Raw genomic sequence first — 12,705 nt, forward strand, 5'->3', positions numbered from 1 at the left:
AAGCCTTTTGTTTTTAAAGGTGATTATATTACAAATTTCTTTAATTCTATTTTCATTTTCTGCTGGTTCCGGTTAATCTCCAGTTGAATTTTATTCCTGGCTAAAACCCTCAATTGTTGTGTAATCTGATCAACAGATTCGGGTACAAGCTGATTAACTTTTATCAGTTCATCACCCTTTCTCAAACCCGCCTGATAAGCCAACCCGTCCTCATCAACATTTTTAACAATAAATTTACCACCCTCTTTCTGGAAACCCAAACCCAGTGCATACAATGGTACAATTGGTGTTTCGAAATTTTTATTCGGACTTAACTGGATATAGTTTAAACTATAATTAAACAGCATATTGAATTTACCGATTAGCGACATGCCCAACAAACCATGACTGTTAAAGCCATATGGATTTTGTTCTTTTGGCAAATCGACCGTTACCACGGGGTTGTTAAGATTATAGCCTGCAATACTAATTGCATCAATCCCTCCAATTTGCGCTTTACTAATCTGATTGGTTAAATCCATCGAAGCACTTGATCTTTTATTTTTCAATTTATCAACCAGGCCATTTACATAAGTATTTAAAAAATAATTACCTGAAATACTGCCACCATTACCGGTATCAAACATTAAAATACTGGGATAATTAATGCCATTCACTTTTAATGTAACTTCTAATTTGGCTGTATTTCCATTCAGTTTTACAGGCACTTTATTTCCTGTTGATTGATCAAAATAGCCGAAATTATAAATACTCATCAAGTTATCGTCTAAATTAACGGCAACCTGATAATCTTTTAAAAGATCAAAGCCAATAATGCCATCCATTGGCTGGCCTACTACCTGCGATAAAGCATTTAAATTGGCAACAACAACTTGTTTCCCACGCACATTTACACCTTCGATATTTAACGCTAATGAATCGATGGTTTTAAATTGTCCGCCCTTACCTGCTGTTTTAATATCGATGGCCTTTTGATTGATTTTAAAATTTAAACTTGTGGCCAGACTTTCATTTATAGTTGTTGCACCCGCACCGCTATCGAACAGGAAATTGTATTTTTTACCTGCTATGGCTACTTCTACAAACATTAAACCTGCTGAACGTTTAACATTTACTTTCGACAGTAATTTAGCTGGTTGCAGTTCTTGAAAAACAGGATCAGCAAGCCCCATTAACAGCTCGAAATGACCAATTCTTTCAAAAGTTAAAAACTTGCTCATCCGCAGCCAGGAGATCATTTTCGGTCCAGTTTTTGGAACGGCAACCTGTTTTGCGTAGATTTTATTATTTTTTTTAACGACCGTTTCATAATAAACCGTATCTAATATAACCGGATTTACGAGTTGCGGCACAACCGGATACACATCCCTGTCACTATATTCGGCAATACGAAAAGATGGATCGAGTGCATCGAGGATATTTTTAATATGATGTGTCTTTAAATTTTCACCACACTGCTGCAATGCATATTTAATCTGAACATCATTGGCTTCCTGTTGTGCAAATGCATGTTGACTAATCAACAAAAGCACAATGTATACTATTTTTTTCATGGTAGTTATTTAGTTGAATGAATAGATTGATCGGCCATTTTCAAGGCCTGATAAGCATTAACGATTCCACCAGAAACAGAAATGTTCTGTAGCTTTTGCTTTCCCTGCCATTCTTCCGGAACGATGGTTACCGTTTTCATTAAAATATTTCTAATCTCCGGAGCTGATAATTTTGGATAATAGGAACGCAATAATGCTGCAATACCACAAACTACGGGAGAGGCCATACTGGTACCATGCATGCCCGAGTACTTATTATCAATCATGGTCGAATACACATCAAAACCCGGTGCAAAAAGATCTACCGATTTCTTCCCATAATTAGAGAAACCCATAATTTCGCCAAATGGACTGGTTGCCCCTACCGTAATTACATTTTTCGCCTGTTTACCATTGTTATAAAACTGTGAAGGATAAAAAACAAATTGATCAGTATCTTCGGTAAAATTCCCACCACCTCTTACAATCACGACATCCTTTTTTTCTGCGTACCGGATGGCTTCATCAACCAGGTATTTCAAGGGTGAAACACGTTTTCCAAAACTCATATTGATTAGTTGTGCTCCGTTATCTACGGCATAATAGATCGCTTTGGCTACATCCCGGTCATACTCATCGCCACTTGGCACCACTACACGGATCGGCATAATTTCTACCTGACCGGCAATACCTTCAATACCCAAATTATTGGTACGGTCTGCAGCGATAATTCCAGCCACATGTGTTCCATGATCAGAACTTTGAAAACTCAATTGATTATTGCCCCAGTTTTGCCCGTCCTTAACGTCTTCCATTACAAAAGCACGGTCATCTTTCGATGCTGCAACCAATTTATTCTGATAATTAATTTTAGCCTGACTGATCATAAAATCGCCCATGGTATATAAAATATTTGCGGGCTGACTTACACTATATTTCGCTCCCTGAGCTCTTAATTTTAAAAGTTCGAAAGCAAAAACTAAATCTTTATCGTTTGCGAACTCCGGTTTTTCTTCGTTAAAAGTCTGAATAGTAACCACCTTATTGGGGTACTTTTTACGAAAATAATGATCGATTGAATCAAATTTAGAAGCCATTTTTTCCGCTAAACCGATCGAAGATGCCGTTCTGTATACATCCGATTTACGTTTAACAAGTTCTAAATATTTTTTCTCTTCCCCTTTTAATTTTGTGGTATCTACATTTTCATATTTACGGACCAAACGCAAATATTCACGGTCATTTTCGTTGGCCGTAACCTGAATATTCCTTTTTCCATCAGCACTGCCTAAGAAGTTCCATCCATGAATATCATCTATGTAGCCATTATGATCATCATCTATTCCATTATCAGGAATCTCTTTTTTATTGGTCCAGATTACTGATTTTAAATCTTCATGGTTAATGTCAACACCGGCATCAATCACGGCCACCAGCACTTTATTAGCGATTTTTCCTTTTAAAATTTCGGCGTAAGCTTTGTTTACCTCCGTACCATAAACACTATCCTTATCGAAAGATAACAGGTGCCAGTTTTGAGGATGATGTGTAAACAGGTCTTTCTTTTTAGCTGCAGATAAACCACCTTTTTGCTGTGCATTTAGACAAAGCGGTAGCCATAAGACCAGGAATAGTCTTGTTATTTTTTTCATTTTCGTATTGATTTTTGGTTCTTTCTCTAAAGCTATTTGGCTTGGAGCGCTGTTTGAATTAAGGTTTCATAAGCAGGTTCTGATGCCTGTACAGCATGATCTTCGATAATTTTGCCGTCTTTACCAATTAAGATATACCTGGGTATGCCTGTAATGTTATAAGCTTTTTCGAAAGCAGATGAAGTTTTATCTCCGGCATGCAGATCAACACCATTCATATTTTTCGATTTCAAAAAAGCAAGCCACTTCGTTTTGGATTCGGCATTATCGGTAGAGATCGACATAAACACTACATTCGGATTATCTTTATATTTATCGCGGAATTTTAGGAAATATGGAAGCGAATGCATACAAGGAATGCACCAGGTGGCCCAAACATCTATCGCCACTACTTTTCCTTTAAAATCAGCCAGACTAATCATTTTGCCTGTGGCATCTGGAATAGAAAAAGCAGGCGCCATTGTGTTTTTAGCAACCTTACTGTATTTTTCTCTTAAAGAAATCAAATTTTTCTTGGCTGCCTCATCAGTTGTTTTTTCGATGGCCACAACCATAATTTTGTCCAACTCAGGGTTCCATCCTTTTATAGAGAGATGATAAACAATACTCTGGCTCAGCTCTTCGTTGATGATCCGTTCGTTGCTTACATTTTTAAGTATATAGGTCATTTTGCCTAATGATGAATTGTCGTTTAAATCTTCATCTTTGATATTTGCACCCTGACTCAATTTTAAGAACATGTAAAAATTGGACACCAGCGACCTAAGCCCGATAGATTTTAATGAATTAACCGCTGGATGATTTAAAGAGATCTTGTTTGCAATACCGAAGAAACGTTGGTCAACCTTTTCGGTTGGATGTGCCCTTAAATATTGTAATTTTGCTTCCAGATAGCGTAAATCATTATAAAAACTGGCTACTTGATTAATCCCTGCATCTTTAGATCTGGAAATTAGCTTTGTTTCGGCTTGATAGGCCTGATCAATTTCTGCTGTCGTTGGGATGCCCTTTTTTTCTTTGCTAAAATTTGCCCAGGCCACATTAATTTCATTAATCAATAAATTATTGATGGTTGGTTTTCCTGCCAGTTTAATGTTGGTTTCGGTAAGCATTCCTGGCGTAGCGGCTTTCTGTCCGACAGGCCCTCCTATTACAAAGGCACCCGATTTGCGTTCGGGCAGGATAATTTCGAGACGCTCATTGGGCTGTACGTATACCGGGAAATTATCAATCCAATACACTAAAGCCTCATTTGTAGGGAATTCCAAAACAAATTTGCCGTTCTCATCAAATTTCAAGCTTTTATAAAGCACTCTTCCCTGTTTAGAAAAAGCCTCTACAAAAAAACCTGAACTTTTCTCGTTGGCACCTGTCCTACTGCCATGGATGGTAGCAGAAAATGCAGGTAACACAGCAGCAACCGAAATCAATAAACTTAATATTTTCGCTTTCATAACTAGTTAATTACACCTGCATTACCTATGGCCTGCAAATCGATATTGTATTTCGTTTTATAATAATTGATAATGATATCGTATTTCTTTTTAACCAATCCAGCGGTATCATTTGATGGTTTTAAGATGGTCGCATCAAGCTCTGCTTTAGTTTTTGAAGTAATTAAAGCGATGTAAGAAAGAAAATCTCTTATAGGTTTGTTATCCTGTAAAGAAACTAAATAGGATACATAACCATAGGTATAAAAATTAGTTGCGGTAACCCCTGTTTGGGTATAATTTGTTACAGTGGTAAATTCTGCGGGAACATCAAGTTTACCTCTGTTAAATATGAAGTTGAAAAACTCAGTATGCAAATTATTTACATATGTTTTTTTCTGTGCATCCGTCATCAGATCAAAATCTGCTGAAAAGTTGCTGAGGGTAATCTGATTATAATTGGATAAAATGGTGTATTTTGTGGTTGGAGATGCTTTCATCCTTAAATTCTGTCCCAGTAAAACTTTAAATGGAAGGTTATTTTTCAAAAAATCATCAGAATAATAGTTAAGCCAGTTTTTTTGGATAAACGCAAGTGCTTTACCCACATAAGTTTCATCTGCTATATCTGCAGTGTAAGTTTCATTAAAGCCATTAGCCAGATATACAGGATTGGAAGCAAAATCTACAGCACTCCATTTATATAGGAAAAATGTACCGTACTTTTTGTTCAGTTCTACTAATATCGGATCGTAATCGTGGTTACCCTGCGGCAACTTATATTGTACATCTATTTGCGAAGGCGTGAGCGTTTCTTCTTTCTTACATCCCCAAAGCACACAGCTTAGTATTGCTGTAAAGACTAAATATTTTATTGTTTTCATTTTTAATCTGAGTTTATGGATTTTGGATCAAATTCGGATTACGTCTTAATGCCTCAGTTGGCACATCTAAGGTATATCGGCTATCGTTTTGACTTAAGGTAACCGTTTGAGGCGAGCCAGCAACAAGCTGGATGGTATGCGTCATTTCGGGCATGCCCCATCTGCGAAGATCAAACCAGCGATGATCTTCCAAACAAAGTTCACGGCGGCGTTCTGCTTTGTAATAAGTAAACAAAGCCTGCGGATCAGTTATCATTATTGGCGAATAATTAGCAGTTCTAATCCGGTTTGAACGTAAGAGATTGATATCTGCAAGGGCTTTTGCTATTCCTGAAGCATCGCCGGCTATTCCTTTTTGAATATAGGCTTCGGCACGGTTAAGATATGCTTCTGCAGTCCTAAATGCTTTACCATTGCTAATGCTGGTATTTGCAGTTGAGTACTTCGCGGAGCCCGATTTGTAGCTTACAATTACTGATGTGAGATAAGCTGTACTTCTAAAACTGTAGGTAGTTCTCAGATCACCGGTTTCAAAGGTATTTAAAAAATTATCTGAAATGGAAAAAGCGGCTTTAGCAGCAACACCAACAGCTAAACCAAATGGCATCCCCGTTAATTCTGTTGAACTTCCATAGCCCCAAATCACTTCTGGGGATGAAACACCGTAGGCGATTGGAAATAGTGGTGTAGTGATGGCATTGTATTGTTGCAAAGTTGGTTTTTGCAGTATAACCGCATCCGCATATTTAATACTGGCATCCCAATTCCCCATATAAAGATAAACCCTCGATAATAATAATTTTGCCGCCGTAGCATTAAATTTATAAATATGGTTACCACTTCCATTTGCCTCAAGCAAAGGAACTGAGTTCAGTAAATCTTTCTCAATTTGTATATAAACTTCTTTAACAGTAGATCTGGCAACCGGAGAATCAGAGACTTCGGCTGTTAAAATAAGGGGCACACCTAAATCTGTTTCTGGATGTACACTCGTGCCTACATAAGGTTTACCGAAAAGATTTACCAGCATAAGATAATAATAAGATCGTAACGCTAAAGCCTGTCCCCGAAGGTTATCTTTTTCAGATTGCGGTCCATCTACGCGATCTACATAATCCAAAATCACATTACAACCTTTTATCCTTGCGTAATAATTGTACCAGGTATTACTATAGGTTGGAGCAACATCAATCAGCTTATCAATCATGTTGCGCTGCCAGGTGTAAACAGGAGCATATTTATTCAAACCAGCAACAATCGTTGCATTTGCATTGAAATCAGACTGAATATCGTCAGTTAATAAATCAAGGTAATCGTTCAGGAATGATTCGGCAGTTAATGCATAACCTTCGCCAGACAATAACTGATTTAGTGCCGCTGTTGTGGTAGGGCGTACCAAATCCTGACTGCTTTCTTCCAGGAAGCTTTTTTTGCAGGAAACAACGCTTATTGTTAAACAGATAAGCATTAGTATTTTATAATATTTTCTCATGATCTACAGATTATAAACCAACATTTAGTGTTAAAGAATAGGTTCTGGGAATAGGTAAACTGTTTCCTGTTACTTCAGGGTCTTGTCCATTTAATCGCTTATCAGCCACATAAAATAAATTGGTTACCGAAGCCATTAACTGGAGTGATTTTAAACCTAAATGGGTTACCTGTTTGTTTGGAACAACGTATCCAAGTGCTAAATTTCTTAATCTAATAAAACTTGCATCAACAACCCTGGCATTCGAATAATCGTAAAGCGTTCTCGAATATACGTAACCAGAGGTTCCCGGAACAACTAAACCTGTACTGGCTTGTGGTCCGGCTGTTGGTAACGAAGGAATAATGGTATTGGCCTCATCGCCAGGCTGACGCCACCTGTTAACCAGTTCAGATGAAAGATTCTGGAATGAATATGGCGCAGAACTTGCTGAGGTTGCTGTTGGATAAAGTTCGGCCAGACGTTTCACATTGCCTGTACTGATGTAGAGAAAGGTATTAAGCGTAAATGACTTATACCTGAAATTATTGGTTAAACCACCGGTAAACTTAGGATCTAACTGACCTGAATAAACCATTGCTTTGGTCACATCGGTAACAGCACCCGGGTTACTGGCTACATTTAACCCGTTAAAGGTTGGGTTTCCGTTAGTGGCATCTAAACCTGCAAAGTCGAATGACCAGATTGCAGATGACGGATATCCAATCTTATACAAGCCCCCGGAAACAGCCGTTTTCCAATCTGTTAAAGAGATTGCACCAGACTGCTGCACATTATTGGTAACTTTTGAGGTATTAAAGCCTATATTCCAGTCAAAATCTGATGTTCTGATTGCACCAACATTCAAAGAAAGTTCAAAACCCCTGTTATCTACATTCCCCGCATTGATGGGCATGGTTGTTAAACCATATTCTAATGGAATGGTCTTCTGAACAATAATATCGTATCCTTTTTTAATATAATAATCAAAAGTTCCTGACACCCTATTTTTCAGGAAGGCAAAATCCAAACCCAGATTTACAGTTTTGTTGCGTTCCCATCTTAAATCTTTATAGGCCAAACTTTTAATCAATAATAAAGGTTCACCAGATACTTGACTCACTGAAGAAACGCCTGATGGTATTCTTGCAATTAAATCAGGACTGAAGTTTTCGGCAACATTTCCCTGAAAACCATAACTAACCCTGGCAGAAAGCTGATTTAACCAGATAAGGTTATCAAATAAATGCTCTTCTGCAATATTCCATTTTCCGGCAATAGACCATACCGGTAAAAATCTGTGGTTTGAATACTGACCGAAACGATTTGAAGCATCGGTGCGGATATTTCCATTGATTACATATTTCTGATTGAAATTATAAGTTGCAGTTCCAAAATATGATACAAAATTAGAAACACGATCTGTAATCACTGGAATAGTTTGCCCAAATATTTGATTTATAATCGCTCCACTCGATGTGGTAATCGTTAAAGGAACTTGTGCAAATGATTTCCCACGGTCGGGCAGATAACCGAAGTTGGTTTGACTTAAACCATCATATTTTGAGCTCCTCACCTCCTGGCCAACCATAACGCTCAGGTTATCTTTATTTTGGCGCAATGATTTCGAGTAGTTTAAGTTATTTCTTACGGTAACGGTTTGATTGCTCATTGAAAAGCCGTTGTAAACTCCACCAACAGGCAGTGGAGATGAAAGATAAGCAACAGATCCGGGCAAGGCACTTCCAAATGCGTAACCCCTCATAACCGTAATGTAATTTGAGTTTTCTGTTGCGAAAGTATGAGCAGAAGTTTGATTATAACCGTAACCGAATAAAGACTGAAAAGTAAAATCTTTTAAGAATTTATATTCCAAATTTGCAGCCATATTAATGGTGGTTAACCTATTGGTATTGCCCGTTTGAGATTGCTCGTAGCGCGCATTATAATTATATGATCCTGTTGTAGTATTTGGTGCGGTATAGAAAAAATAAGAGCCATCATCATTAAAAGCGGGTATTGTTCTGCTGGTATTATAAGCATATTTAAAAGGATCAACCTGGTAAAAACCACTTGTTGTGCTTTTAGACCCATTTAGTTTTAAACCGATGCGTAAGTTATTGGTTAAATTGCTGTTGATATTTGCTGAGGCTGTATAACGGTTTTGCTCGTTACCTTTTGAGTTGCCTCTATCATTCATATAACCAATAGAACTGTAATATGTTGTTTTATCAGAACCACCAGAAACACTTAAGCTGTGGTTCTGACTTACAGGTGTTTGAAACAAAGCATCAAACCAGTCCATATTTGTAGTCTCCAATTTATTTACACCAGCAACAAACTGCTCCTGGGTAATTTTCTTATCGAATAAACTGGTCGCTAAACCTTCATATGAAACCGGATCTGGCGTTACAGCAAATTGCAGACCTTTGGCATAAACTTCTCTGGATACATCTACACGCTCTTTCGAGTTCATTAGATTAAACTGGCTATAATTCGGTCTTTGAGAAGTAGTAAAATTTGTAGAGTAGTTGATGGTTGGCTTACCAATTTTACCTTTTTTCGTGGTGATTACAATTACACCATTGGCTGCCTTTACCCCATAAATTGCGGTAGATGCTGCATCTTTAAGAACTGTAATATCCTGAATATCTTCAACATTTAAAAAAGCAACGGTACTGCCCACCAGGTTCTTTATCGCATCACTTGAAGACTGTCCGGACAGCGAGTTTAATTGTTGATAATCGAACGGAATCGGATCTTCCTGGATAATCCCGTCCACTACCCAAACCGGTTCTTGATTACCGAGCAGTGTTGAGGTACCACGCACCCTTACTTTTGGTTTTGAACCTATCAGACCAGAAGAATTGGTTACCGCAACACCCGGCAATTGACCCTGCAATAATTTATCGATCTGATTGGTTCCGGCAACTTTAATATCTTCCATTTTAACAGAAGCAATAGCACCAACAAAATCTCTTTTGGCAATGTTCTGATATCCTGTAACCACTACATCATTAAGCCCTTGTGCCGATTCCTCTAATTTAATATTCAACACCAATACTTCAGTAGTTGCATTTACATTAACTGCTTTTATTTCTGCTTTGTAACCAATATACTGATAGCGAATGGAGCTGTTATCATTAACTAAAAGCACATAATTTCCATTTTCGTCGGTTGAAGTTGCATTCTGCTGCCCAATTTCCTGTATGGAAACACCAGGTAAAGAGCTATTCTTTTCGTCGGTAATTTTACCCGTTAACCTAATTTTCTTTTGTGATATGGTTGGTTTTCCTGATGTGCTAAAAGCTTTTGTTTTAAAAATCACCACATCTTTATCAATTACAAAGGTGATGTTGGTTCCGTTTAACAGGCTGGTTAATACCAGCTCTAAACTTTTATTTTTTAAAGAAATACTTACCCTTGGATTTTTATCCAACTGGTCGGCATTATAAAAAAACTGCATCTTTGCTTGCCTGCTCACCTGTTTAACCGCATCAGACAGTTTTGCATTTTTAACACTAATGCTAATGTTAGCTTGAGTTTGCGCTTTTAGGGATGAACTGAAAATTATAATTGCACAGATTGCAACACTTATCGTTTTTACTAAAAGGCTTAATCCAGGCGAAAAATAATTTTGTAAATATTTTTTCATTTAATTTTGAATAGTTTGGTTGATTTTTTCGATTTTGGTTTGGTTAGATGTCAGTTTTTAACGTTGATCTACATATATCCTCCTGTTTTTAATGCTGAACTTCACCCCGCCGGTTTGTTCAATAATGTTTAGTATTACTTGTATATCTTTATATCTTTCAATTTCTCCAGAGAAATGGATTTGTTTTATTTTTTCAGACTGGAATTCGACATCATAATCGTACCATAAGCTCAACTGATCCATTACCTCATCAAGTGTAGCTTCTTCAAATACAATTTTTCCATTAGCCCAGGCCACAAAAGGTGTTACATCTATAGCTGTTTTGCTTAAAACATTGCTTTGCTGATTATATATTGCCTGTTGGTTTGGTGCTAAAATGGTAGTTTGATTGTTCGCACTTTTGGCTTCAACCTTACCCTCAACCAAAGTCGTGCGCGTAATTTTGGTATAGGTATTTACATTAAAAGTTGTACCCAAAACCTTTACATCCATACCATTTGCATGAACAATAAATGGTTTGTCAGGATTTTTTGCCACCTGAAAGTAAGCCTCTCCTTTTTCTAAATACACCTCTCTGCTATTGGCTGCATTTATGTTGACCGGAAAACGAAGTACCGACGCAGCGTTAATCATTACAGTAGTTCCATCAGCTAAAGCCAACTTATACTCGGCTCCCCTCGGAATAATTAACTGATTAAAAACCTGCTTTCTGCTTGTTGTACCGCTTTCTTTATAACTTAACAATTCTTTATTTTTATTGGTAATGCTTGTTCCACCTACCTCTGATAATTTTTGGTCGCCTTGTTCAGAGAGCTCAACCGAACGGCCATCAGATAAAATCAAAGTAGCCCGGTTATGATTGGTAGGTGCCAGTTTGGCTAAGTTTAACGCAACAGGCTCATTATTTTTAATATAATAGAAAATACCTCCGGCCAATAAAAACACAGGTAATAACAAAACCGCAGCATACTTCAACAATCCTGGCATTAAACGCGCACGCTTTGCTTCGAAATGATGCTGTACCATTTTCCAGGCATGTTGCTCGTCCAACCTGTTAACCAAAAGGCTGGCATTTGCAATCAGTTTATCGGCTTTCAAAGCATCAATCAGTTCTCTTTCCTCCAAACTTAATTGTTCGAGCAATTGCTGGTCGGGCAACTCATTGTTGTTTAACTGTTGGATCACTTTAATCCAGATATTTTCTGTTGCGTTCATTTTCTTAGACGGATTAATATATAGTATAACATATGTTAATTTAGGGTGACAGCAGTATTAAAAAATTATTAAATAATTTTCAACTAACTGATTATCAATAAAATAAATTATATATTTTGATTAGAATTTTCCTTTACCCAATAGGATGGCGATGAAAATTACCGAAAGCGGATCTTCTGCTGCTTTGGCTTTTAGAAAAGCATAAGCCCTTTTCATTTGTGTTTTTACGGTATTAACAGAGATTTGATTTGCCTTAGCAATATCGGCATAACTTAAGCCTTCTACTACGTATTGCAGAAACACTTTTTTGCGTTCATCGGGCAAAAGATTAACCAAACCCAAAACCTTTTCGTCCGTGGTTTCCTTTAATAGCAAAGCCTCTTCTTCTTCCAGGTAATCGGTTTGAATGGCTAAGGGTGTTTGCTCAGTTAACTCAACCGAAAGCGGTTGCTTTTTTAGAAAGGTTAAAGAAAGATTTTTAACGGCACGGGTGGCGTACGATTGAAAAGAAGTTTCGATGGTAACTTCATTTCGCCTGTTCCAAAAGTTGATAAAAAAATCCTGAACAACATCTTCAGCGGCAGCTTCATCTTTAATCATTTGATACGCAACAAGCACTAAAAACTTATAATGTTTTTTAAACAAGTTTTCGAATGAGGCTATATCAGAGTATTCTGCCAATTTTATTATGAATAAGGATGATTTTAAGGAATATCAATTGTAAAATTAATTTAAAACTTGGCAAAAAGAAATATAGTGGTGTATTTAGAATAATTATTCAGCCACAAAAACAGGGAACATTTTGTGAATGCTTTTTATTTTTTATTATCCTGAATGTAATTAAGGATCTGTTTAAACTGTTT

Annotated in this window: 8 protein-coding genes; all 8 read right to left on the reverse strand. The window is 37.2% G+C overall.

From position 1 onward, the window contains the following. Positions 1-23 precede the first annotated feature (23 nt). Positions 24-1,553: an aspartyl protease family protein gene (locus tag AC04QZ_RS05405; protein WP_478356878.1), complete on the reverse strand. Its 1,530-nt coding sequence runs from the start codon at positions 1,551-1,553 to the stop codon at positions 24-26. A 5-nt stretch (positions 1,554-1,558) separates the two neighbouring features. Continuing rightward, positions 1,559-3,184 carry a S8 family serine peptidase gene (locus AC04QZ_RS05410; RefSeq protein ID WP_478356879.1) on the reverse strand — a complete coding sequence of 542 codons (1,626 nt, stop codon included), beginning with the start codon at positions 3,182-3,184 and terminating at the stop codon, positions 1,559-1,561. A 32-nt stretch (positions 3,185-3,216) separates the two neighbouring features. Then, positions 3,217-4,638 (reverse strand): TlpA family protein disulfide reductase, encoded by a 1,422-nt coding sequence (locus AC04QZ_RS05415; protein ID WP_478356880.1) that lies wholly within the window; start codon positions 4,636-4,638, stop codon positions 3,217-3,219. Between the two features lie 2 nt (positions 4,639-4,640). Continuing rightward, complete coding sequence (locus AC04QZ_RS05420) at positions 4,641-5,501, reverse strand: putative zinc-binding metallopeptidase (RefSeq protein WP_478356881.1); 861 nt, start codon at positions 5,499-5,501, stop codon at positions 4,641-4,643. Between the two features lie 13 nt (positions 5,502-5,514). Then, complete coding sequence (locus AC04QZ_RS05425; RefSeq protein WP_478356882.1) at positions 5,515-6,993, reverse strand: RagB/SusD family nutrient uptake outer membrane protein; 1,479 nt, start codon at positions 6,991-6,993, stop codon at positions 5,515-5,517. A 10-nt stretch (positions 6,994-7,003) separates the two neighbouring features. After that, positions 7,004-10,627, reverse strand: coding sequence for a SusC/RagA family TonB-linked outer membrane protein (locus AC04QZ_RS05430; RefSeq protein WP_478356883.1), 3,624 nt, complete (start codon positions 10,625-10,627; stop codon positions 7,004-7,006). 57 nt (positions 10,628-10,684) lie between these two features. Continuing rightward, on the reverse strand, positions 10,685-11,842 hold the full coding sequence (locus AC04QZ_RS05435) for a FecR family protein (RefSeq protein WP_478356884.1): 1,158 nt from the start codon (positions 11,840-11,842) through the stop codon (positions 10,685-10,687). Positions 11,843-11,962: 120 nt separating this feature from the next. Further along, positions 11,963-12,523 carry an RNA polymerase sigma factor gene (locus AC04QZ_RS05440; RefSeq protein WP_478356885.1) on the reverse strand — a complete coding sequence of 187 codons (561 nt, stop codon included), beginning with the start codon at positions 12,521-12,523 and terminating at the stop codon, positions 11,963-11,965. Positions 12,524-12,705 lie beyond the last annotated feature (182 nt).

The organism is Pedobacter folensis, assembly GCF_056490665.1.